The 25,814-nt window shown below is 39.1% G+C and carries 16 protein-coding genes and 2 pseudogenes; 2 read left to right on the top strand and 16 right to left on the bottom strand.

Annotation, left to right across the window (positions count from 1 at the left end):
• Positions 1 to 61: 61 nt before the first annotated feature.
• Genes BN6556_RS12100 through BN6556_RS12090 form a run of 3 tightly spaced genes read right to left on the bottom strand, consistent with a single transcriptional unit; the run spans position 62 to position 2,202 of the window.
• The gene (locus BN6556_RS12100) at positions 62 to 1,006 is read right to left on the bottom strand and encodes a formylglycine-generating enzyme family protein (protein ID WP_066191785.1); all 945 of its coding nucleotides are present in this window, start codon (positions 1,004 to 1,006) and stop codon (positions 62 to 64) included.
• Positions 1,007 to 1,037: 31 nt separating this feature from the next.
• Positions 1,038 to 1,574, bottom strand: a complete 537-nt coding sequence (locus BN6556_RS12095) for a chromate transporter (RefSeq protein WP_066191782.1) — start codon at positions 1,572 to 1,574, stop codon at positions 1,038 to 1,040.
• A gap of 43 nt (positions 1,575 to 1,617) precedes the next feature.
• Positions 1,618 to 2,202 carry a chromate transporter gene (locus tag BN6556_RS12090; protein ID WP_066191779.1) on the bottom strand — a complete coding sequence of 195 codons (585 nt, stop codon included), beginning with the start codon at positions 2,200 to 2,202 and terminating at the stop codon, positions 1,618 to 1,620.
• A 176-nt stretch (positions 2,203 to 2,378) separates the two neighbouring features.
• On the opposite strand from BN6556_RS12090, the gene BN6556_RS12085 reads away from it, so the two are divergent.
• Positions 2,379 to 2,648 (top strand): YhdT family protein, encoded by a 270-nt coding sequence (locus tag BN6556_RS12085; RefSeq protein ID WP_066191776.1) that lies wholly within the window; start codon positions 2,379 to 2,381, stop codon positions 2,646 to 2,648.
• Complete coding sequence (gene panF / locus BN6556_RS12080; protein ID WP_066191775.1) at positions 2,645 to 4,087, top strand: sodium/pantothenate symporter; 1,443 nt, start codon at positions 2,645 to 2,647, stop codon at positions 4,085 to 4,087. The genes BN6556_RS12085 and panF overlap by 4 nt, the downstream gene beginning before the upstream one ends.
• Before the next feature lie 71 nt (positions 4,088 to 4,158).
• Here the strand turns inward: panF and BN6556_RS12075 are convergent, their stop codons facing one another.
• From BN6556_RS12075 to BN6556_RS22535, 13 genes and pseudogenes are all read right to left on the bottom strand, one after another.
• Positions 4,159 to 5,112: a 2-hydroxyacid dehydrogenase family protein gene (locus BN6556_RS12075; RefSeq protein ID WP_066191774.1), complete on the bottom strand. Its 954-nt coding sequence runs from the start codon at positions 5,110 to 5,112 to the stop codon at positions 4,159 to 4,161.
• 280 nt (positions 5,113 to 5,392) lie between these two features.
• Entirely contained in the window at positions 5,393 to 5,587 is a 195-nt protein-coding gene (locus BN6556_RS21695; protein WP_078060081.1) for a hypothetical protein, read from the bottom strand.
• 254 nt (positions 5,588 to 5,841) lie between these two features.
• Positions 5,842 to 6,312: an IS200/IS605 family transposase gene (tnpA, locus tag BN6556_RS12070; protein ID WP_066188382.1), complete on the bottom strand. Its 471-nt coding sequence runs from the start codon at positions 6,310 to 6,312 to the stop codon at positions 5,842 to 5,844.
• 253 nt (positions 6,313 to 6,565) lie between these two features.
• Positions 6,566 to 8,461, bottom strand: coding sequence for a PrkA family serine protein kinase (locus BN6556_RS12065; protein WP_066191771.1), 1,896 nt, complete (start codon positions 8,459 to 8,461; stop codon positions 6,566 to 6,568).
• Between the two features lie 557 nt (positions 8,462 to 9,018).
• Positions 9,019 to 15,216, bottom strand: a complete 6,198-nt coding sequence (locus tag BN6556_RS21950; protein WP_066191768.1) for a discoidin domain-containing protein — start codon at positions 15,214 to 15,216, stop codon at positions 9,019 to 9,021.
• A gap of 108 nt (positions 15,217 to 15,324) precedes the next feature.
• The gene (locus tag BN6556_RS12055) at positions 15,325 to 15,549 is read right to left on the bottom strand and encodes a hypothetical protein (RefSeq protein ID WP_066191764.1); all 225 of its coding nucleotides are present in this window, start codon (positions 15,547 to 15,549) and stop codon (positions 15,325 to 15,327) included.
• Positions 15,550 to 15,729: 180 nt separating this feature from the next.
• The gene (locus BN6556_RS12050) at positions 15,730 to 16,149 is read right to left on the bottom strand and encodes a PTS sugar transporter subunit IIA (protein ID WP_066191757.1); all 420 of its coding nucleotides are present in this window, start codon (positions 16,147 to 16,149) and stop codon (positions 15,730 to 15,732) included.
• 130 nt (positions 16,150 to 16,279) lie between these two features.
• A complete protein-coding gene (locus tag BN6556_RS12045) occupies positions 16,280 to 17,098 on the bottom strand; it encodes a PTS system mannose/fructose/sorbose family transporter subunit IID (RefSeq protein WP_066191753.1) in 819 nt (272 codons plus the stop codon).
• Positions 17,088 to 17,864: a PTS N-acetylgalactosamine transporter subunit IIC gene (gene agaW, locus BN6556_RS12040; protein WP_066191751.1), complete on the bottom strand. Its 777-nt coding sequence runs from the start codon at positions 17,862 to 17,864 to the stop codon at positions 17,088 to 17,090. Before agaW ends, BN6556_RS12045 begins: the two co-directional genes overlap by 11 nt.
• 31 nt (positions 17,865 to 17,895) lie before the next feature.
• Positions 17,896 to 18,375, bottom strand: a complete 480-nt coding sequence (gene agaV, locus BN6556_RS12035; RefSeq protein WP_066191749.1) for a PTS N-acetylgalactosamine transporter subunit IIB — start codon at positions 18,373 to 18,375, stop codon at positions 17,896 to 17,898.
• Between the two features lie 27 nt (positions 18,376 to 18,402).
• Entirely contained in the window at positions 18,403 to 19,566 is a 1,164-nt protein-coding gene (locus tag BN6556_RS12030; protein WP_066191747.1) for an SIS domain-containing protein, read from the bottom strand.
• Positions 19,567 to 20,194: 628 nt separating this feature from the next.
• Positions 20,195 to 24,766: pseudogene (locus tag BN6556_RS12025) on the bottom strand (endo-alpha-N-acetylgalactosaminidase family protein); the annotation flags it as partial.
• 318 nt (positions 24,767 to 25,084) lie between these two features.
• Positions 25,085 to 25,588 (bottom strand): annotated as a pseudogene (locus BN6556_RS22535) (hypothetical protein); the annotation flags it as partial.
• Positions 25,589 to 25,814: the final 226 nt, after the last annotated feature.

Here is a 25,814-nt window from a genome sequence, read left to right as displayed (position 1 = left end):
CTGTGAACACGCCGCCTACATAAATAGAGCGGGCAAATGGTTTACCCGCTCCTTTTCTTTACTAATTTGCTGTCTTCACACAACGAAATCCTATATTTCCTGACGAACTTTCCACCGTATTCGAGCTCCTTGCAGCTACACGATAACGATTACAGTAGGAATGATGACATAAATAAGAACCCCCGCGCATTACCTTAAGAAGATTTCCATCTACCGGTTCTTGATCTGCCTTTCCTTGACGATCGATTTGAAACGTATTGGCACACCATTCCCACACATTCCCTGACATATGATACAGACCATAGTCATTCGGCGAGAAACTTTGCACAGGTGCGGTCCCTACATATCCATCCTCTTCTGTATTATGACGAGGAAATTCACCCTGCCATATATTACAATAATGCTCGCCGTTTGGAGTTAACTCATCTCCCCACGGAAACCTTTTTTGCACAAGACCGCCTCTCGCAGCATATTCCCATTCCGCCTCTGTTGGCAGTCGTTTTCCTGCCCACTGACAATAGGCGATTGCATCATTCCAAGAAACATGAATAACGGGATGATCCATCCTCCCGTCCAAATTAGAGCCTTCACCTTCCGGTTGATACCAATAAGCCCCTTCTGTTGCCAGCCACCAAGGAGTTTGAGGAACTTGCTGCACTTTACCTGGAAAATCTTTCGCAACAAATAGATGGAAGACAAAAGACCAGCTAAATCTCTCTGCTTCGGTCTGATAACCAGTCTCCTTCACAAACGCTTGAAATTGCTGATTCGTTACCGTTGTTTCATCTATGTAAAAAGGGTCCACTTTGACCTTTTCTACAGGGCCCTCTCCATCCGTTTTAAAACCTTCTTCATCGTCTGTCCCCATTAGGAACTCTCCCCCAGACAGATATACCATCCCATCTGTACTTTGCTGCCCACGTTCCACTTGCACCGTATCCTCTTTTTTCTCCGCAAACAAATCAGCTCTGCTTACCTGACAGCAGCTGCGTTTTTCTTCTGTCATCAAGTATCACTCCCTCTCCATTAACTTAACTTTAGTATAACACGAGCCCGCAAATCCCAGCCAAAGCAATTACGGTAACCGGATGCAACCGTAATTTCATCAAGGCAAACAGGGATAAGGCAAAAATCCCAATCAAAGTTATCGTTTGGTAAGATATTTCCCCAATTACTTGATTAGAAATAGCAAAATGGATCGCCGAATATAAGATTAGCCCTGTGATAATCGGGCGCAATCCATAAAAAGCCGAACGTACAAGCGGCAACTCATGAAACTTAAAAAAGAAGGCTGCAATGATTAGTATAATAATCAATGAAGGCAAAATCATGCCAAGTGCGGCGATGATCGCCCCCGGCAGCGATGCCGTATGGTAACCAACAAAAATCGCACTATTTGTCGCAATCGGGCCTGGCGACATACCTGCTACTGCAATCACATCAGTAAACTCCTGAGTAGTCATCCAGCCATGTTTGCTCACCTCTTCTTCAATAACAGGAATCATCGCATAACCGCCGCCGAACGAGACCGAACCTATTAATAAAAATGTCCAAAACAAACTCAACAATTCCATGTATTACTCCCTCTTTCTCTTTTTCCACTAACACCAATTTGTCTTATTTATCCTCTCTATCCAACCTTGTGGCGTATCCCAACCAGCGCTGGACCTTTACAGCCGCAATCCCCACAACAATACCTCCTAAGATCACGATAACAGGATGTACTTGTAATAGATATAAAACAAGTGTCGTGACGATCATAATCATTAAGGTCGTTTTATCATAAATAGCCGTTAAACCAATTTTATAAGCGGCATACAAAATCATCGCTACTACCGCCGCACGGATACCTGTAAACGCGGCTTCAACATAAGGATTATCATTCACAAAGATAAACAGTATACTTAAAGCCACAACAATGAGAAAAGTCGGGACCATAATACCAACCATCGCAGTGACCGCACCAAGTACACCTGCCAAACGATAGCCAATAAAGGTAGCCGAATTAATCGCAATAGCTCCTGGTACCGATTGAGCAATCGCAAAAATCTCGGATATTTCTTTCGTCTCCATCCATTTTCTTTTATCTACTACTTCTTTTTCCATTAACGGTATCATTGCATAACCACCGCCAAAAGTAGCGGGCGCTATCTTTAAAAAAGCTAAAAATATCTGTCCTAATGACTTCCAACTCGATTTCAAATTGAAGCCCCCTCTATTATTCTTCCTATTATTCAGTATAACACACTTTCGTCCATTTTGGATAAAAGTATTTATTTTTTTATGTAATATAAACAGGACTAAACGAAAAGGGCTTGATGGATTGCATTGACCCACCTTCTTCATTATAATGTAAACTTACAAAGGAGGCGTGTCCGATGAAGGAAAAACATCCTTTTCAAATAGCCAATCGTGAGGCAATCATTGGTATCATCCTTGCGCTATTTCATTTTATTTGGTGGTTTGGCTTTGCCTATGGACTAGGGACTAAAGATCCCAGCCAATACCAGTATATCCTCGGGTTTCCAGCATGGTTTTTCTATAGCTGTATCGGCAGTGTGCTGGTAATTTCAACACTGGTTTTTATCATTGTTCATTATTTTTTCACCGATATGCCGCTTGATGAGGAGGAATCGTACCACACATGAATGCCATTGCAACGATTACCTTATTTATCTCACTTGCAGGTATTTTCCTTGTTGGGTTGTTAGCAAGCAGAACAGCCAATCCGTCCACTTCTTTTATGGAGGATTATTATCTAGGGGGCAGGAAGCTGGGTGGTTTCGTACTGGCCATGACGATGACAGCTACCTATGGAAGTGCCAGCAGTTTTATTGGCGGTCCTGGTGTTGCTTACAATGAAGGGCTGGGATGGGTGCTTCTATCTGTAACACAAGTAGCCACTGGTTATTTCACTTTAATGATTTTGGGTAAGCGCTTTGCGATTATGTCCAAACGATACAAGGCGATCACGATGGTCGACTTTCTAAAGGCGCGTTACCAATCCAAATGGGTCGTCCTCTTAGCAGCAGTCAGTATTATAATTTTTCTATTCTCGGCAATGGCTGCTCAATGGATTGGCGGCGGTAGATTAATTGAATCCGTGACCGGTCTGTCTTATCATACCGCACTCCTTCTTTTTGTCATCACCGTTTTAATCTATGTTACCTTTGGCGGCTTTCGTGCGGTAACCTTAACCGATTCGATTCAGGGCAGTATTATGGTGATTGGTACGATTATTTTACTAGCAGCGATCATCATTTCTGGCGGTGGTGTAGAAGCTATCATGCAGGATCTTCAAACGGAAAATCCCCATTTGATCACGCCATATGGAGCAGATGGTACGCTTACTCCTCATTATGTGTCCAGCTTTTGGATACTCGTCGGGCTCGGCGTTGTTGCTTTGCCACAAATTGTCGTACGGTCCATGTCTTATCAAAGCACCAAGGCCTTTCATCGCGCCTTAATTATTGGCACGATCGTAGTCGGCGTATTAATGTTAAACATGCATATCATTGGTGTGTTTGCTCGCCCCATTCTACCTGGTATTGATGTACCAGACGCCGTGATACCGTTAATTGCCTTGAAGGTTCTTCCCGCTTGGCTGGCAGGAATTGTCCTAGCGGCACCATTAGCCGCCATTATGTCTACCGTGGACTCTCTACTGTTGCTCGTGAGCTCCACAATCGTCAAGGATGTATACGTCAATTACGTTCAACCTCATGCAAGCAGGAAACAAGTAAAGACCATCAGCATGAGTATCACTGCCCTACTAGGTATTATCGTTTATTTGATCACCATTCAACCACCTGACTTGATTATTTGGCTGAATCTCTATGCCATCGGTGGTTTAGAAGCGGCATTTATCTGGCCAATTGTTATGGGTATCTATTGGAAAAAAGGGAATAAATACGGAGCTATCGCCGCCATGGTCACTGGGCTTATATCTTATATTTTATTTCAAGCCTTCTACCCTACGCCCTTCGGCATGCACAGCGTTGTAAGCTCGATTGCTTTGTCGTTGATCGCTTATGTTGGAATGAGTTGGTTCATAAAAGAGACGCCACAGAAGGTTCTAGAACATTGAAAAAAATGAAAAAGCTCTAATGATACACGCTGCCATCATTAGAGCTTTTCTATTCTTAAATCGGAGAAACATTAATAAACAGGCGTTAATGGTGATTGACCTGCTAACACCTTAAGGATATTTTCTGTCGATAGTATTGCCATATTATCTCGTGTCTCAACGGTTGCATTGCCAATATGCGGGGTAATCACTAATTGTTCAATCTGTTTTAACTCTTCCGTGATAACTGGTTCAAATTCAAACACATCCAGTGCCGCTCCTGCGATTTCTTCCTCTTTTAAGGCATCCGCCAAATCTATTTCCTTTACTACGGGACCTCTGGATACATTCAGAAAATAGGCATCCTTTTTCATGGATTGAAACGTTTTTTTTGTAAAAAGGTGATGGGTTTCTGGCGTATAGGCACAATGAACCGTGATTACATCACAAGTTGCCAGCAACTCTTCTTGACTCAGATAAGTCGCTTGATACGGTTCTTCTATTTCCACTGGTTTACGTGAACGTCCCGTATAATAAATCTCCATACCAAAGGCTTGCGCCCGCTTAGCCACTGCCTGTCCAATCTTGCCGAACCCAACAATCCCTAACTTTTTGCCTGTTAATTCCCTGCCCAAAAAGAACAGCGGAGCCCAACCGTTAAATCCAGTCGTTCGGCATAACTGATCGCCTTCTGGAATACGCCGCATTAAGGCGATCATTAAGCCAAGTGTCAATTCTGCCGTTGCCTCCGTCGATACTTTCGGCGTATTGGTCACTGCGATCCCTTTTTCCTTAGCTGCCTCGATATCGATATTATCAAAACCAGCTCCAAAATTGGCAATAATCTTTAAGTGAGGCGCCGATTCCAATACTTTTCGGGTTACTTTTGTAGACAAAGGGGTTAATAATGCCTCTGCCTCTTTTGCCCCTTCGATCAGCTGTTCTTCTGTAATCAGCTGCTCTCCTTCATGTACGTGATAGTCATGTTCTTTTAGCATGCCATAACCTGTCTCAGGAATTTCTCCGGATATAAATATGCTTGCCATGATGTATGCACCTCTTTCTGGATTGTTTGTGGTAAGCCATCGTTTCCACTATGTGATGACACTTGTTTTGTCGATGGGTTTATTATATCACAAAGAATCAGGGGTTACGTTTTTCTGAACCAATAACCTCTATAAGTGGAACTTATGCATGTAACAAAACGTGTTACATGCAAGTCTTTGCTCGCATTATTATTTCCTGATATATCTAGTTTGGTCAACGAGAAATTATTTAATGCAACTTATATAGCTCATAGCAATTTCAAGTCCATTCCGCTAACATTCAAGCCCCTGTTTGTCTTCTGCTGACTGGTCCGTATGATAAAATATTGGCTACTTTAAACGACCGTACTTGCTTGCGGAAATAACAGTAAGCCAGGATATGGGTGTCTTTTATTTTCACAATTCTTATCATACGCTGCGTGACTTTATGGTTGTCATCCATATAGTACATCATGATTTTCTGATTGGCTCTCATGAAATACCCCAAAACAGAACCTTTGTTTGAATTGTTATACACAAAAACAAGAACATGAGTACCCTTTTGCCGTTGAATTTAATGAGCAACTGCTATCCTATGAATTACTCGTCTTTGACACTAATCAAAACCACCAGTGTGAACTGGTGGTTTGCTCTGCGGCTGAAAGCCTATGTTACCGGCCTCGGCCTAAAAGGCCCACTGAATGGTTTCCCTTTTGCACCACACTCACTCACTGATTCTAAAAGAATCTCTTATTTCCTCTTATTTTTCTCTCCAGTGAACGGATCAAATTCTTCAAATAATGTTAACTGATCACTCATGTAGTCCTCTTTAAGCTGATTTCTAATATATTCTTGAATTTGATTTTTATTTCTGCCCACTGTATCTACAAAGTAGCCTCGACACCAAAATTTACGATTACCATATCTGTACTTTAAATTAGCGTGGCGATCGAATATCATTAAACTACTTTTGCCCTTTAGGTAGCCCATGAACTGAGATACACTTAGTTTTGGTGGAATACTTACTAACATATGAATGTGATCTTTACATGCATTTGCCTCGTGTATCTCAATCCCTTTCCTTTCACAAAGCTCTCTTACTATTTCTCCGATGCTTTTTTTATATTTCCCATAAATAATTTGTCTTCTATATTTTGGTGCAAAAACGATGTGGAACTTACATCTCCATTGTGTATGTGCTAAACTATTCTTGTCCTGCATTGGACATGCCTCCTTCTTTGATGAGATTTGGTGGTCGGGAAACCAACCTTATCTTATCATGAAGAGAGGCTTTTTTTGCCCCCGCGCTAGAAGCTCTATGGAACCCCCGGCATAGCCAGGGGTTTTCAAAGACCATAAAAAACCGTCAAAAACTTAGTCATTACAAGATTTTTGACGGTAAAAAATAACTCCAAAAAGCGTACTATTTCCTTTTTTCGTACAATTTTAATTCTATGAGGTCTGTTACTATTTCTTAACGATTCAACAAGCTTCCCACATACCGCAATAAATCATTGGCGGACTGAGAGGAATAACCATATTCTTCTACCAGGGTTGCGACGACCTCATTCATTTTCTTTAATTGCTGTTCGTCAGGAGTTTTGGAGGATGTCGTGATCTTGACCACATCTTTAAGATCCGCAAATAATTTCTTTTGGATCGCTTCCCGCAATCGTTCATGGGATTGATAGTTGAATTTCTTGCCTTTGCGAGCGTAGGCTGAGATTCGAATCAAGATCTCTTCTCTAAAAGCCTTTTTCGCATTCTCTGAAATGCCAATTTGTTCTTCAATGGAGCGCATTAGTTTTTCATCAGGCTGCATTTCTTCGCCTGTCAGTGGATCTTCCAGCTTTGTTTTATTGCAAAATGCCTCGACATTATCCAAATAATTGTCCATTAACGTCTTGGCAGATTCTTCATAAGAATAAACAAAGGCTTTCTGCACTTCTTTCTTAGCTAACTCATCATATTCTTTTCTTGCCGTAGAAATAAAATCCAAGTAGTCTTCTTTTTGCTCTTTGGTTATGGAGGCATGATCATCCAACCCATCCTTCAAGGAACGCAACACATCCAAAGCATTGATTGCCTGCATTTCTTTGCGAATAATCGTGGATGAAATACGGTTGATGACATACCGCGGATCAATACCAGACATGCCTTCATCGGAAAACTCTTTCCTCAAGGAAGCAACATCTTGTTCGCTAAACCCTTCTACGTCTTGATCATTATATAGGTAGAGCTTCTTTAACAAACTGAGCTGATTCTGCTTCGATTCCTTCAAACGAGTCAGGATGGTAAACATGGCAGCAATTTTCAAGGTATGCGGAGCAATATGCACATCCTGAATATCACTTTCCTCGATCATTTTCTGGTAAATTCGTTCTTCTTGATCCAGTTTTAGATTATACGGGATCGGCATCACAATCATTCTGGAATGTAACGCCTCATTCTTTTTGTTGGAAATAAACGCACGATATTCTGTTTCGTTCGTATGGGCTATCACCATTTCATCAGCAGAAATAAGGGAAAATCTTCCCGCCTTGAAATTTCCTTCCTGCGTTAGAGAAAGTAAATGCCAGAGGAATTTCTCGTCACACTTGAGCATTTCTTGAAACTCCATTAATCCTCGATTGGCTTTGTTTAATTCCCCGTCAAATCGGTAGGCACGTGGATCTGACTCGGAACCATAGGTAGCAATCGTTGAAAAATCAATCGAACCTGTTAAGTCAGCGATATCCTGTGATTTAGGATCAGATGGACTGAATGTACCAATCCCCGAACGATTATCCTCCGAGAAGAAAATCCGTTCAACAATAACATCTTCAATCCGCCCACCATAATCTTCCTCTAGGCGTAAACGATTTAAGGGAGATAGTGTCCCTTCAATTTTGATACCATATTCCTTTTCAAAGTCAGATCGTAAGTGCGCTGGGATTAAATGCAGTGGATCTTCATGCATGGGGCAATCTTTAATCGCATAGACGGCACCACGATCCGTTAAGCTATATTGCTCCAGCCCTCTTTTTAACATGGTGACCAAGGTAGATTTCCCACCGCTTACTGGTCCCATCAGCAGCAAGATCCGTTTCTTCACGTCTAATCGCTTGGCTGAAGGATGGAAATATTCCTCTACTAATTTTTCTAAGGCATCTTCTAGGCCAAACAATTGCTCACTAAAAAAATGGTACCTGCGCCCATCATTCGTTTCTTCTATCCCCTTATCTTTAATCATTTGATATATCCGTGAATGCGCCGATTGCGCCAGATAAGGCTTTTCCTTTAGTAACTCCAGGTACTCAACAAAGGTTCCCTCCCATTTTAAAGCCTGTTGTGTTTGGCGATATTCCTGTACTCTTCTTAAAATATCCATTCAACAACCTCCCAGTGATGTGAAGCTTTTCATGGCTTGTGACTATAACTAAATGTATGATGAAAGGATCAAAATCATGAATGGAAATGAGCCCTTCACAAATGAACTGTATTTCGTTATAATATATGGAGATAATAGAAAAACGTACATAATGGACAGATGAAGATAAATAAAGGAGGCTACTTGTATGGGTGTTGCGTTAATTATTGGTGTGTCTATTTCCTTTTTGGTTGCTATTTTTGCTGCGGGGTATGAAGCGAAGCATTAATGAAATTAACAAAAAGCTTGCTCTCTTGATGAGGGCAAGCTTTTGTTGTGCTATTTAAGGCGTGGAAGTGTAAAGCGGAATGTTGTTCCTGCCGATGAACTGTTTACCTATGAAAGGGTTTATAGAACAATACTGAAGTAATTGGGATTTTTTGAATATAGTACAAAAATACTCTTAATAAGGAATAACTACAAAGACCTACGCCTTCATTGATAAACCACATGTCTTTTTCACTTCCTCACTCTTACAAAAAGGAAAGAACACAATGGCTCTTTCCTTTTTCATTCTCTTATTTTGCTTTTTTACGTCTTAACTCATAGAACGCTATGACAAGTCCTAGTAGTGCAAATAACAGACCTGCAATGATCCAATTAAATGTAGATGTTGCTGTATCTGGAAGTGTGTCACTATCTTTATTATTACTGGCTCCAGTATTTTTGGTATCATTGTCACTATCCTGGTTTCCGCCCGAACCACTGACATTCGTTTCTTCATTAACCTCTGATTCTTTCCCTTTATTCGTCTCATGACTATTACTGCTATCTTTTGCTTGCAGATCCTTAATTGCTGCTTGTAACTCTGACATGGCTGTATCCACTGCATCCTGATCAGCTGTTTCTGCTGCTAAAATTTCTCTTGCATCTGTCATTGCTTGATCAAATACCTTCCAACTTTCTATGGTATAATTGGATTCCTGCTTATTCGTTTGGGCGTCCACTAGCTCTTGTAATGCGGTTTTATTAACAGTTTCCGTTTCCATTAGTTGTAATTGTTCAATTGCAGAGACTAAAGCGGATTCTGTGTTGTCTACTTTTTCTTGTGTGACAGTTTCGTTAGCCAACACTAATACCGCCTTATCTAATGCCTCGATAAATCTTTCCCAGCTTTCTGTTGTGTAGTCTGATTTCTGTTTATTCAAGTGAGAATCTACTACTTCTTGTAATGCAGTTTTATCTATCTCCTCCGTATCTAGCAACTCTAATTGTTTTACTGCTGCCGCTAAAGCAGATACAGCTTTATCTACTACTTCCTGTGTCGCTGATTCATCGTCTAACACTGTTTCCGCTGCTGCTAATGCTTCTGTTAGGACAGTACCACTCTCTTCGGTGTAACCTTCTAAATCAATAGCTTGGGCTTCTTCTATTTTTGTTTCTAATGTTGCCTTATCTACCGCTGCTTCTAATTCGTTGATTGCTGTCTCTAACTCTGCGATGGCTTTGTCTACTACTTCCTGTGTCGCTGATTCATCGTCTAACACTGTTTCCGCTGCTGCTAATGCTTCTGTTAGGGTAGTGCCACTCTCTTCGGTGTAACCTTCTAAATCAATAGCTTGGGCTTCTTCTACTTTTGTTTCTAATATTGCCTTATCTACCGCTGCTTCTAATTCGTTGATTGCTGTCTCTAACTCTGCGATGGCTTTGTCTACTACTTCCTGTGTCGCTGATTCATCGACTAACACTGTTTCCGCTGCTGCTAATGCTTCTGTTAGGGTAGTGCCACTCTCTTCAGTGTAATCTTCTAAATCAATAGCTTGGGCTTCTTCTATTTTTGTTTCTAATGTTGCCTTATCTACCGCTGCTTCTAATCCGTTGATTGCTGTCTCTAACTCTACGATAACTTTGTCTATTGTTTCTTGTGTGGCAGATTCATCGGCTAGCACTGCTTCTGCTGTTGCTAATGCTTCTGTCAGGTTATTAACACTTTTTTCGGTATAACCTTCTAAATCAATGGCTTGGACTTCTTCTATTTTTGCTTCCAATTCCGATTTATCAACTTCTCCTAGTTCTTCACGTAATTCTTTGATGACAGTTTCCAGTTCTTGCAGTGCTTCGCCTATTTCTTCTTCCGTTGCTTCTGGATCGGTCAACACTGTTTCTGAAGCAGTTAATGTGTCTGCCAACCTGTTTTTGCTTTCTTCCGACAACCTCTCTATGTCTAATTCTTTTGCTTCTTCTATCTTTGCTTCTAACGCTGCTTTATTTATTGCTTCCTGTAATCCATTAATTGCTGTCTCTAACTCTGCTAAAACGTTATCGACTGCTTCCTGTGTTGCTGATTCATCGACTAGTATTGTTTCTGCTGTTGCTAATGCTTCTACCAGTGCAGCAGCACTCTTCTCGGTGTAGTCCTGTAAATCAATAGCCTGTGCTTCTTCTACTTTTGTTTCCAATGCTGACTTGTCTGCTTTTTCCTTAAGTCCATTAATCGCTGTCTCTAACTCTGCGAAAGCTTGATCTATTGTTTCTTGGGTTGCTTGTTCATCGGCTAATACTGTCTCTGCTATTGTTATGGCTTCGGTCAGTGCTTCAACACTTTCCTCCGTATAACCTTCTAAATCAATAGCTTGGGCCTCTTCTACTTTTACTTCTAATGCTGTCTTATCTACTGCTGCTTCTAATCCGTTGATTGCTGTCTCTAACTCTGTGAAGGCTTTGTCTACTACTTCTTGTGTGGCTGATTCATCAGCTAGCACTGCTTCTGCTGTTGCTAATGCTTCCGTCAAGTTATTAACACTTTCTTCGGTATAATCCTCTAAATCAATGGCTTGAGCTTCTTCTATTTTTGATTCTAATACACTCTTATCAACTTCTGAATCAGGTTTTTCTACTTCTCCAATCTCATCAATGACGTCAAATCCGGTGTTAATGAGTAGTGACCTGGTAATTGACATATCAAAATCAGTATCTTGCAACGCTCTTACTTTAACTACAGCCAGAGTATTTGTCCCTTCTAAAACTTCCTGAGAGCCCTTATTAGAAAAAGCTGCCATCAATCGTTCTTCAGAGTCTCCTGCGTCTCTTTGAGATGAATAACGTAACATATGTTCAGTTGAATCCACAAGCAAAATATCAATCACATCATATTTATTAGAATTAAGTGTTAATTCTAAATTAAAGGCATTGATGTCTTGTAAGGTTTCTCCATTGATCTCAACGAAAAATTCTTCTCCTTCTTTTAATTGTTCCTTTTCTGGTTTGAGGTTTAGTGCTCCACCAATATCATCACCGGTCGCTTCTAATGGTGTTTCACCCAATTGGCCTGCTACATACATAAGATCATAGGCATCAATAACGCCATTATAATTAATGTCAACTTTGGATACTTGATCCCATGCTGTATCCGTATCATCTACACCGATGTAACTTGCAAAGAATGTTAAATCGTCTTCATCAATGACTCCGTTTGGAATATTTTCTCCCACGACGATTCCTTCAGTATTGTTCACTTTATACGGTCTAAATTCATGAGCGCTTGCAAATCCACCTACACCATCTTTAATTGTTAATTTAATGTATCTCGCTCTCACGTCTTCATCAAAGTTAACCGTTTTTACATCACCATTACGTTCGAATGTTCCATCCGTGACAATATTTTTATAGGTCTTACCATCCAAACTGACATCTAAATCATATTTTAGAATAGTTCCATTACTTGCGGCAGGTCTTGGTAGATATTCAAATTTATCTAATTGATACGCTAACTGCATATCAATTTCATAGGTGTGTGGTGGTTGATTTCCATCATTCCAGTCAGTATGCCATAATGTCCCTTCATCACCATCTATAGCATTCTCAGCACCTTCACCTGACTGTTCACTGCTCGCTTCAGCTGTCATGTTTTCGGGTACATTTCTAAACCGGTCAAGCTTTGTTTGAAATGTTACTTCATCCGTCCAGTCAGAAGCTCCTTTTGAATTAACAGCCCTTACACGATAAGTATAAGCCGTATCATGAAATAAATCTTTATGGATGTAGAATGGCGTTTGTTCATTATCTGGTGAAGTAAATACATTTCTATACACTACTCCATCTATCATTAGATCATACGTATTGTCGCCATCAACCTGATCCCATTGCAAATGAATCTGTCTATCCGTAATATCTTCCTCATTTGCTCTTAAATTTGTCGGCATATCCGGAACTTTAGGATCAACTACCTCTTTGCCTTGGGTATTATCAAAACCATCTACTATTACTTGTACTTCATTTGCGGTAATATCTGTCTTCTCTACCTTCACTTTTAGTTTGGGGGATGTCTCTATTTCTACATCTTCAAACTCAGAATCCGGGGTAGCATATTGATTTAAATCGGGATTCTCATTATAGAAGAAAACATTTTCCGAATTATTATATTCTGCTTCAGAGGTCACTTCTGTTAGAATAATTTCTTCTCCACCAGCTTGAGCGACTATATTATTTGGTTTTACACGGGTATTAACCAAAAACTCTGTTCCTCTATTTTTTACCATACCATCATAGCCTTTTCCCTGTGCTGTACCGACTGTAATAATTACTTGTCCATCGTGCACTTCTGAAGTAATTTTTGTTCTTGTGTTCTGTCCGTTTTTATAATCAAGAGATTTACCATCATCTTCGTACAAGGTAAAACTAGATGTGCCTGATGGATATATATCAAAAATTCGATTCTCAGATCCATCTAATTGATTAGTTGAATTATTATCAGGAGTCATTGGAATAATGGCGCCATTCTTAACAAAAACAGGCGTTTTCCATAATGGTGCCTCGAAGTTATCGATAACTCCTCCACCTTGATATTGATCACCTGTGAAATAATCAATCCACACTTGTTCTTCGTCTGGTAAATAAATTCCATTCCTTACACCAGCTTCATGATCAGATTCATTGTACACCGGGGCAATTAATAAGTTTGGCCCCCACATATATTGATATTGTGTTTGGGTTCCGTACGTATATGAATCTTCTGGAAATTCTAACATCATACCTCTTACCATAGGCATAGATGTAGTAGTAGATTCTTCTGCAATTGTATAGTTATATGGCATCATTCGAGACTTTAACTTCAAGTACATTCTGTTTATAGAAGCATAAGGTTCTCCATAGTTCCACGGGTTTTTCTTATCATCTACTGAAGACCAACCATCCATATTGATTTGAATAGGAGTAAAAGCTTTCCACTGATGATCGCGGGTTTGTATTACTTCGTCACCACCAAATATCCCGTCCATATCCGATCCGACATTGGGATTACCTGATAATCCTGCACCAATATAAGTTGGGATGTGCATTCTAATGTATTCCCAGTTTCCACCATATTGATCACCAGACCATAATGAAGCATAGCGTTGCGTTCCTGCCCATCCATCTAAACTAACCACAAAAGGGCGTGCTCCACTAGAATTCTCTTCTTTCATTATTCCTTCTGCAGCTTGACGAGTTGCATCTAAGGCCATCGAATAACCTTGTCCTACCCATGCTACATCGGTTTTTACACCTCTCACACCAGCTTGCACTTCACCATCAAGATCTCTTCGCAATGGACTATCTGCAGGCAAACTAGGATCTGGGTGAAGATTACTTTCCGTCCACAGCCCTACTTCCACTCCATGTTCATTTGCTCCATCTACAAATTTTTCTAAGTTATCTAAACCACCGTAGCCACAACCATATCCATCATTAGGCAGAAACCACCCTAATGGCATATCATTCTCACCATATTCATTTAATTGGTTTAGACCCTCATCCAAGAGTGTCCGCTGATCACCATGTCCATTATGCGTTCCATTGAAACAATCGGCATGCCCTAAATAAAAAGCGTATTCTGGCATAAGTGCCGCTTGACCGGTTAACTCTGTGTATTCATCAATAATGGATGGTATCGAATCGTCTACAAAATAGTAAGCGTCAAATCTTTGTTCATTGTGCGCGAAAGTTGCTTCTTTGGAAAAATCATAAACACCAGGTTTGAATGTGTTTCGCATAACTCCATATCCTTGAGTACTTATATAGAAAGGAACTGGACTGGAAGCTGCTCCGGCATCCCATCCCCCTCCAATAGCAATATTAATAGATTCATTTTTATGAGAATAAAATCCGTTTTGCTGGCCTCCACCATAAAAATATTCTTTTTCTTTTGTTTCTAATGTTTGTACTGTTTTATTACCATCATATTTTAATGGCTCACTCTCACTCCAAAGCTGTTTATCGTTTATCTTATCGTATAAGTTCATTTTAGATGTTTGTTTTTCAATACTTAATTCAATATCTTCTGTTGAAATTTTATAATATTTGGAATCGCTTTCATATAAATTAATATCAATTTCTCCATATTCTTTAGTATAATCATCAGCTCCCTTAGCAATGATTGTTGTTGTGTGGTCTTCACTATTCGGAGTTGGATATTCTGGAAATTCACCCTTTGGATCTAAGTGCATCCTGAAAAGGTTAGTCTTAAGAAAGTTTATCTTGATAGATTCACCGCTTGCCAGTTCTATAAAAATATCACTACCTTCTCGGGTTATCTGATCAATTAAACCAATTTCCGTAAATGAATCACTGGCAGATAGCATTTCCGGTTCCTCAAGAGAATCGTTAATAGTTGTTACGTCTGATGTAGTATTTTTAGTATTAGCCATCACGGTATTAACTGGGGCAAACATAGTCAATATCAACATAAAAATCAACCATACGCTGGTATATTTATTAGTATTACTTTGTTTATTACTCATAACAATCCTCCAATAATTATTCATTTTGAATTTTCCTGACTAGTTTTTACACTTTTCCTCTAGGAGTTCTCTGTTCCTATATAAATGAATAGACTTGACCATAATAACTTACAAATATGGACCTTCCAAAAACATATCTTCTGATTGCGCCCCTTGTAACCTTTGTTTAACGGCATCACGAATGGCTGTAATGACCTGCTTAAGATCCGCTTCCGAAGAGGTCAACGTTGTTGATAGAAAGCAGGTAACACCGAGTGACAGAATGGCTTCAGAAATATCTTGAACTGCCTCCGTGTTCCCATTCATCACATCATAGCCGTTGATGCCATGCATGTGGGTGTCAAATAACCTGTGGGAAACGGTCTAACCACTCCAATCAATGATGTTGACCTGATCCAACAAAGATACCAAACTGATCCTGATTTACTTATAAACATGCCACTTTTTTCACCGTCTTATAATAAAAAACAACTTGCCTTGATACAATAGGATCATGTAATCCCTTCTTTGTGGTTAGATTCCATCCTGTGAAGTAGACGATTCTTTTCTTTTTTCCATAGCGAACTGTTTAATATTACTTTTCCCATCCTCCATGACTTTCTCCACAAATTCTTGAAGACCTGCTTCCCGCTGAAAAATTCCACTTAACAACATAGGAGAATTGATTCCACCGATAACTTGAACACCCGATAATGATGAAGCCACTTGGGAACAAATATTAAAAGGTGTACCTCCAGCTAAATCCGTGAAACAGACAACACCGTTCCCACCATCCACTTCATGAATAGCCTGTTTGATTTCTTTTTCCAGTTTATCTGTATCATCTTTAAATTCAACAGTCTCTGCCTTTTGAACAGATCCCGCAATTAACTCGACAGATTCTAATATAGCTGTTGAAAAGGAACCATGTCCTGCTATGACTATGCCAATCATTGTAATACTCCCTTCTTATAATGCGTGATCAAAAAGTTCGTTAAAGATAGACGTAATGTTTTCCTACGCATTTTATTGAACTTTTTGATCATCTATTTATGGCTAGAATTATTTTTTAATTATTAAAATTTTACATAATGCCAAGTAATGAGCCTATTAGCCCTAAAACTACAGTGATTCCAATTAACATAAGTGGAGACCAACCCTTTTTTAATAACCAGTACATCAACAATGTGTATGCAAGAGGCAGCATAGCAGGCATAATTTGATCAAGTACCTCTGTTTGAATGTTCAACTCCGATTCCCCTTGTACCCATACATAGTCAATTTGTAAGGCAACATAAGTGGCAATTAATCCTCCGACAACGGTCAAACCAACAATCGAAGCCGCCCGAGAAACAAATTTCGTTCCTTCTTTCAATTTTGCAATGGCTTTAACACCCGTTTTATAACCGTATGTCATGAGACCAAAACGTACACCAAAGTGAATAATATTAAACATCAATACGAAAATAATCGGTCCAAGAAAATTACCATCTACAGCTAACGACGCCCCAATACCAGCTGTAATAGGTAGTAATGTTAGGTAAAATAGTGCATCTCCAATACCGCCCAACGGTCCCATAGTAGCGACTTTAATCCCTCGAATCGCCTCTCTATCTTCCTTTTTACCTTCCATTGCAAGAATTATACCCATAATGAAGGTCACAAGAAATGGATGTGTGTTAAAAAACTCCATATGATCTTTCATGGATTTACTTAAGTCTTGCCTGTTTTTGTGAATTTGTCGCAGCCCCGGTAAAATGGAATAAAGCCATCCAGCTGCTTGCATACGTTCATAATTGAAAGAAGCTTGAAGTAATAATGAACGCCAGACTAAGTGTCGTAACTGTTTAGGTTGTAATTCCACAGCTTCTGTTTTATCTTCATATATATAATTAGATGCCATCGGTAATCTCCTCCTCTTGAGGTGATGATTGATCAGGATCTTTCTTATTTTTATTCTGATAAAAATCATATAATGCAATTGCCAAACCAATCAGGGCAATAGCCAATACTGGTAATTCTAAATAGGCAGCAAGTACAAAACCGACAATAAAGAACATCACATATTCTATTTTCATCATAATTTTCAACAGCATGGCAAAACCAACAGCAGGCATGATACCACCAGCAATCGATAATCCGTTGATAATCCATTCAGGTATTGCCTCTACATAATGCGTCGCCTGTTCTGCACCAAAATAAATAGGTAAAAAAGCAATCAATGCATTAAAGACAAATAATATGGTAACACCTAGGTAATTGATCTTCTCAATCCCACGATAATTGGCGTCAAGAGCAAACTGATCAGCCTTATGCATCATTGGAGCGAATAAAGTAAAAAACAAGGTGATCAATCCCTGAACCGCTACAGCAAATGGAATAGCAATACCTACTGCTGCTTGTGCATCACTCCCGAGAATAATTCCGAATGCTGTTCCAATTGTTCCGCCAATTACTACATTTGGCGGTTGAGCACCTGCAAGCGGTACCATTCCCATCCAAATAAGTTCTAACGTCCCACCAACGATCAGTCCAGTTGTCACATCTCCTAAAATCATCCCGACAACAAGTCCGGTTACTACCGGCCGATGTATATGTGTGAGACCGACATAAAGATCTATACCAATGATTCCGGCCCATAAGGCGATTAAAATGGCTTCTAACAACATAGATACATTCCTCCTTTAAAATCGTTAATTCTCACAATAAGTCCAAAATGTTCTGTCCTCTTTCATCCGGCACACGTCGTAAGTCTAATTCAACTCCCAGTTGTCCTAACTGTTTAAATGCTTCAATATCACTTTCATTTACTGAGACAGTAGACGAGATCTGCTTTTTTCCTTCCTCATAGTGCATGTTGCCCACATTAATATGTTCGATTGGCACACCTCCTTTTTTTAGCTTTAAAGCATCATGCACATCTCGAACAACTAAGAAGATTTTTTGCCTTGGTGCTGCCTTATGGATAATATCTATAGTTTTCTGTATAGTGAAAAAGCGAGTTTGAATAACATCTGGTAACACCATATCCATTAAATTTTGTTGTACTTCATCACCTGCTACTTCATCGTTTGCTACCAGAACAAGGTTAGCCCCTAAGTGATTAACCCATGTTACACCAACCTGCCCGTGAATCAGTCGATTGTCAATCCTTGTTAATAATAAATTTGGTCCTGCCATCACAAAACACCTTCCTTTTTAAAATTTTTATTTATGATACTCATAAATCGTAACACCCTGTACTACTCGATTTACACTGCCATCAGGACTTGGATTATCAGGAGTGATGCCAAGTTTTAGTGATTTCTGTAACGCCAATCCTTGAGCAAAAATAATATAAAGTATAGCCGCATGAAAATCATCAGTTGGTATATTGTAAGAAGACGAAACAGAAATAACCCAATCGGATAATGTTTCAACAGTGGAATCTTGATCTGTTGTCACAGCAATAATCTTTGGTTGTGCTGGACTATCCGCAATCTCTCGTAAAATATCCATATCATATTTTCGTGTATAACAATCTTGAGAAAGAAAAAGAACAACAACGGATTTGTCATTCAGTACGAACTTTGGTCCATGACGGAAACCTAAGGATGATTCATATAACGCTACCACTGTTCCAGCACTTAGCTCCAACATTTTTAAAGAGGCTTCACGAGATAAAGGGCCTAACATACCAGAACCCAGATATATAATACGTTCAAACTCAAAATCACAAATACCTGTCAATGGTGTTGAAAGATTTGAAATTAGTTCCCTTGCAGCCTCTATTACACTGTGATCTAAATCGTCTGAAGTAAATAAGGTATAGGCAGAAATCAGCATACAAGTAAAACTACTCGTCATAGCAAAACCTTTATCGTGTGCTCTGTCTGGCATTAAAATGGTTATAGCATTGTTATCTTCTTTGGTTCCTGTTGCCAATTGGCCTTCTTTATTACAAGTGATAATAACTTGATAAAAATCGGTAACAAGCCGTTCACCAAGCTTGGTAGCTGCCACACTTTCTGGACTGTTACCAGATCGAGCAAAGGAGACTAGAATAGTCGGTACATCTTCCTGTAAATATTCATTTGGACTTGCCACAATATCTGTCGTAGCGATTGAATCAAATTGCACATGCTTTTGATTTCGAGATCGCAAGAAGGGGGTAATGGTATCTCCAATAAAGGCAGAGGTTCCTGCACCTGTGAATATAATTCGCACATATTCATGTTTTTCATAAATAGAAGATAAGAACGGTTCCCATATACCCTGTTGTTCCAAAAGAGTATGTCTTAATTTTTCCCATACTTCAGGTTGTTGTATTATTTCACTTACTGTGTGAAGTGCTTGCTTACTTTGTAATTCCTCGTTTGTTATATGAAACATTGTCAATCCTCCTGTAAATATTTTCTTTTCAACTGGTTATGTCGTTATAACCAGTTGACCTAAAAATAAACGAAACGCTTTCATATTTGAGTATAATACGATAAGACCTCTTTTTAATTTCACTTTGTCACCGAATAATACTGATTAGGTATTCCACTAATTTCCTTCGCTATTGAAAGAATACCCTAGGAGGTATACGACTTGTTTTCTCAAGTGTAACTCCTTCCTGCATAGTGATAGCAGCAGAAAAATCCCCTCAGAAGTGGTTATTACCAGTTGGATTTAGTATAATCTATCTTAATATAAATGTAAAGCCTTCTTTTAAATTTATGTCGTCTTTAAAGAAAAATTCATATCACAGCGAGGAACAGGCAATGTACGAAATAAGCTTTTGATTCTGGCATTTGGATATATCTCAATAAAATATACATATGAAATCCAAGTCGGTAGCCTTAACTTCTATCATCATCCATTAGAGACAGCTTAAAAAATTTTAAAAAGGTGAAGTTTATTTGAGTGCGTCAAAAATAAAATAACGAATCTTAAAACGAGTAACCTCATACATAGAAAAAGGAGCTATCAGCAAATGCCTCCTATGCATTTTGCGACAGCTCCCTTGCTGTTATTCTTATTTAGCAGCCTTACGTCTCCACTCAAAATACCCTATAACAAGCCCTATTAAAGTAAATAGCAAACCTGTAATTAACCAGTTAAATGTAGAAGTTGCTGTATCCGGTAATTCATCTCCTTGCTGGTTATTACCTGAGTCCCCACCTAGACTATCATTGGCTTCTCCACTTTCTGTTGAACCAGTATTATCATCAGGTTCATCATTGCCTTCTGTATGATTATCCCCATCACTTTCATCTGTCTTTTCTTCAACTGTTAGCCCATCAATTGCTGTTTGCAGTTCTGTTAAAGCCAGGTCGATTTCTTTTTGACTAGCAGTTTCTTCGGCTAACACTTCCTTAGCCTGTGCCATCGCTTGAATAAATGTTGTCCAGCTTTCTTTTGTATACTCTGCTTCTTCCTTATCAGCATGGGCATCTACTAGCTCTTGTAGTGCTGTTTTGTCTACTTTCTCTGTCTCTTTGGATTCTAACTGTTCTTCTGCCTCCTGTAAACTAAACAAGGCATGATCTACATTCTCTTGACTAGCCTCACTATCTGCTAAGACTGATTCTGCTTCACTTAATGCTTGAGCAAACACTTCCCAACTTTCTGCTGTATAATTTGTTTTATCTTTGTCTGATTGTGCGGCGATAAGTGATTGTAATTCCCCCTTGTCTACTGGTACATCTTCCACAGTAACACTTGCTGTTGCCATCCTAGCTTCATAACCTTCTTCCTCTAGTGTAAAGGTGACGACATACTCCCCAGGTGTTTCATTATCAAAATCACCAGTGTCTATTTTCACATTTTCCGTGACATCTTCTCCTTTAGAATCTAATGCCTTCACAATTAATGATTGTAAATCAAACGAATCGCCAACGGAAATAGTCATATCCTTTACTTCTAAGATCGGTGCCTTTTCTTCAAGCTTTTCAATTCTTAAATTATCAAGAATGAAATTACCTTCCCCAGTATGTGCATCCACTGTCGTACCATCACTAAAAATTCCGACATAGGTTTGCCCATTTTCAGAACCGTCCACCGTAAAGGAAACTCTGTTAGTATCCGTGGAGGCTTCAAGCTGTTCATTTTGACTTAATCCTTGCACATTATCAATACTTTGCTCATCAATTGCTTGGTCTCCAACAATGAAGCGATAAGAATCAGCGGTTGTTTGATAATCAAACGATACTTCATACTGAGAACCTGGATCAAAGGAGAAATGTTGCGGAATAGTGCGATAAACAAGCCCGCTATTTCCAGTATTCACTTTTACTGACCAATCTCCATCAATTACATCGTCAATTTCTTTGGCATTGGCCCATCCTTTTTGTGTATAGGGTGCATTTTTCTCTGATAGATGAATTCGATTGTCCTCTACGCCTTCCGTATTACCAATAACAAAAGGATATATACCTTGCACTACCGTTTCAAAATCTTGCTCAAAAACATTCTCAGAATCATAATTATCAAGCGATTTTTCAACGATACGAATGTCATCAAATTTGGTTACTCCTTCGCCTTCATCTCTTGTCAAAGATAAGGTAGCTACTTCATCCTCAGCTGTAAAGCTTACCTGCATACGTTGCATTTTACTATTAAGTCCATCATTGGAGGCATGTGAATCGGCCTTGACATAGTTCTTCTGCAGACTCTTCAAGGCAACATTACTTGCCGTTTCCGCGCCTGTATCTACCTCTATATAAGCTTTTGCATCACTTTGGTTCTCCACATACACTTCTGCTACATAATCTTGTCCAGGTTCCAAACCACTAATCGTTCTAGAAAAAGATGTTGTTTCAGTAGGGTTTTCCATACTTAAAAAATAATCTCCGCTTGTATATTGTCGTCCAGTTTCCTCTGTTTCTGTACGTTTTACATCTACTGCTTCTAGATCACCTTCAAGTTCCGTTTGACGGTCATCGATAGTGCCTGAATTAAATCCTGTATCATAAACATGAGCCTCTTCGCTCCAAGCGACATCAGTGTTTTCATCCGTATTATCTCCAGTAATTAAATATGGTGTTGACGCTTCTGCTGCAATGGTAATTTGATTATCGACTACCTCTACTTCTTCTTGGAACACTCGGCCCTGATCAGTAAGCTGATACACCTTCATTGTATTTTCATTAAGGTACTCATTTGGTAAATCCCAAGTTGTTTCTCCACCTTCTTTATTCCAATGGTATAACTTTTCAGAATCAGGTGTTGTTCCTTGAAAATCTTGTTCTATCCATGGAAGCAAATAATTAGATCCATCTAGTATTACATGATCATTCAATGTAATGACTCGCTCTCTCCCATTGTTTTTTCGTTTAACTACTACAGTGTCATCATTACCTGGATCTTCTAATTTAATTTCTTGTTCTAAGTTTGTCTCAGTTGGATCTCCATCAACGGTTTCCCAATTCATAACACGATATTTTTGCAAAAATTTGGTTGGAAGGTTAATATCAAATGTTTTGTTGATAAAGTTGTCAAAGTTCTTATCCGATTGCCATCCTTCAAAACCAAATAATTCGTATCCTCCAAGTAATGGATGGTCTGCTGTTCCACCTTGCTCTGGCCAGTTTAACACCCATGAATCTCGTTGATGATTACTTATGAAACGCAATAAATCAGAGTTGATACCTTTGGATTCTGTTCCACCATAGTTTTTATCCGTAGCCCAATGTGTCCATGTAGCGGAATTAGGAATGGCTGTACCAAATTCTGTGGTCACTCTTAAATCTCGTTCATCAAATTGTTCAACGATTCGATTGGATTCCCATTGATCCTGATACCAAACGTCTAAATAAACAAAATCTAATCCTGGTGCAGTTGTTTTCAATTCATCTAATCGCTCCGCACGACTTCCCGTAGCCAAATCATTTATTTTGTCGATTACATATCCTTGATCTAGCCAAGCCCATCCTCTACTATCAGGACCTTCGATTAAGTCTTCACTAAATGCATTCGCCTCTGGATAAGTCTCTTGTGCATTAATATGAACGCCAACTTGCGTATTGAGTTGGTGAGCTTGATCAATCAAAAAGTTAAGATCTTCTTCTCCACCGATTCTTTCACCTACATCACCATAGTCAGGGTGTGCACTGTCATGACCTTCATTTCCATAACCTTTCAATAATACAGATTGTCCAAGATTATCAGTAGCCAATTGTACTTTCTTGATATTATCTAGTGTTTTCAAGAAAGGTTGTTGCGCTTGTGATCCAAAGTTCATCGCAATCCTAGTTGCTACCTGATTATTAACCGATTCCCACCCTGGGATTTCTTGCATAATATCACGATACGCAATTGCCCCATCTTGCCAGTCAACTTCATTATCTTGATTCTCGTCCTCAGCAATTGCGATTTTTATCATCGGCTGATTGGAAGAAGGTTCATTCATAAATGATCGATGATAGTATAAGGCACTGGAACCTAATCCAATTGCTTTAGACTCTTCATCATTTTCGTATCTATTAGCTATAAGGTTCTTATGACCATTCACTTCCGAACTTGACCAAATGGTACCACTTAATTGATCATTAGAAAGTACACCCACGTAATAACTTTCACTGGATCCAATCTTATCTAAAGATTCATCTACTGTTATATCAACATCCCCAGGCTGGTTAATATCACCGCTAAGATTCGTCAGCTTAGCCGTTGCATTTTTCTCTTGATCATTTACCGATATAAAGTTTAGATTGGCAAACTCAATCGTCTCAATGGTGGTAGCCATTTGATTGGATACCTCTGTAAACTCATAAATTACTTGATTACCTTCTACTTTTACACTTAAAACCAAATCAACGTCTAAATTTTCATCCGCATCTTCAACCGTCAGCACGTATTCTGCTTCATTATCAGTTATTTTTTCAAAGCTTACATTTGCAGCATATGGAATGCCATTTATTTTTATGCCTTGAGTCGGTGTTTCTTGTCCATTAAGGGTTTTGTCACCAACCTGATATTGTATAATCCTTGGGAAAACTTCATCAATCGTTACCTCCATATAATCAGATTGTAACGTATTAGGTACAGGCTCTGTTTCTGGTGACTCCACGTCTGTTTCTTCCGTTATCACAATATTGGAAATGGTGATATTCGCCTCTCCTCTACTTTTTTCAAAGCCTAACAAGCCAGGCTCTTGAACCCCTTGCAGACTCCATGAAGTAAGGAATTCATTATCTATATACAACCTTGCCATCTGATCAATAAAACGGATTTTTAATCGTTTTGTTTCTTCAGCAGCAAGAGCTGGTCCGTCGGTAAAACTGGTCCAAGAATTATCTGGTCCGAATATTTCCCCGAAATAACTTTCGTGGGTATCACCAGTACCTACATATGTATAGGCTGATTCATCTTGCACTCGATAGATTAACCCAAAACGACTTAAATCAACATCTCCGGTGATATCTGCTTCTAATGTTCCGTTCTTTATCTTAGGCATATTGTTATATACTACTTTATTTTTTCCATTAGAAGTTACATGGAAGGTAGCTGAGCCATCATCATTATATGTGATGTCTCCATCACCTTCGATAATGTCTAAGTCTCCCTCTGCTAATTCTTCATCACGAATGTCAACTAGTTCACCATTATCATCCGCTTGTTCTCTCTTATGGTGTTCATCCTCTTCCAACGTCTCTTTTTCTTCAGAAGTTTCTTCGTCTTCTGTTACTTGCTTTTCTTGTTCATCTGTTTCTTTTTCTGAACCGTCATCCTCTTGAACAGTTTCTTCCACTCCATCTTCACTCTCTTTTGTTTTTGGCTCTTCACTTGCCTCCTCAACGGCAGCATCCTCATCTTTTTCAGGTGATTCAGAATTAGATGTTTGATCAATATAAATCTCTGATCCTCCTTGCTCATCTTTTCCTAATTTTAGAGCAGGAGCTTCTACAAATAACGGTTCAATTGCTTCATCAAATTCACCTTCATTAAAGATCGTCTCATCATTTAGCAAGACTGTTAGCTGAAACTTATCGTAATTAACTTCTAAATCAAACGCTTGATCAATACCAGGAAACGCTATGTCCGAGTTCTCTTCTATGCGTTCACCTTTACCATCCACTTTGTATTCATAAAACCAAACCTCCCCATCAAAACCTACGAGAGAATAATTGGCTTGATCCTTAAAGTGTGTATAGAAACCAACATTCATTTGATCGGCAGCTGTTTTCGGAACTACCGTGTATTTTAATTGATCGCTCTCTGCAACAGGTGTTTCTTGATCTCTAAAAATAGCGGCATTTTCTTTATTGTCAATATCTTCACCAGCACCTAAATGAATATACGTCTGCTCATTCTTATGAATAATCTCGTTAATTTCATTGCCCTCATCGGAAATCGTTTTCCAAGGATTGTCCTCTTCTGCAGCCACAACTGGTTGAAAACCAGTTAACACGGGAGAAAGCGCTAACATAACAATCGATAAAATAAGTATATTTTTTTTGAAGGTTTTTCTTTTCAACTTCATCATTTCTCCTTTCTATTTTGCAAAGATACAATGACAGGGGGTTGGGTCAATGTGCTTTATCATCTTTACATTATGAGATCCCTCCATTCTCTCAACAAGATAAATGAAATAAGATAAGGATTCTTCCTATAGAGAAGGAAGAAAAAACTTAGAATTGGATTTTCTTCCCTCT

It is taken from the genome of Gracilibacillus timonensis (genome assembly GCF_900086715.1).
GTDB lineage: Bacteria > Bacillota > Bacilli > Bacillales > Amphibacillaceae > Gracilibacillus > Gracilibacillus timonensis.
The sequence above is the reverse complement of the archived record's forward strand: the minus strand, read 5'-3'. Positions and strand labels throughout refer to the sequence as shown.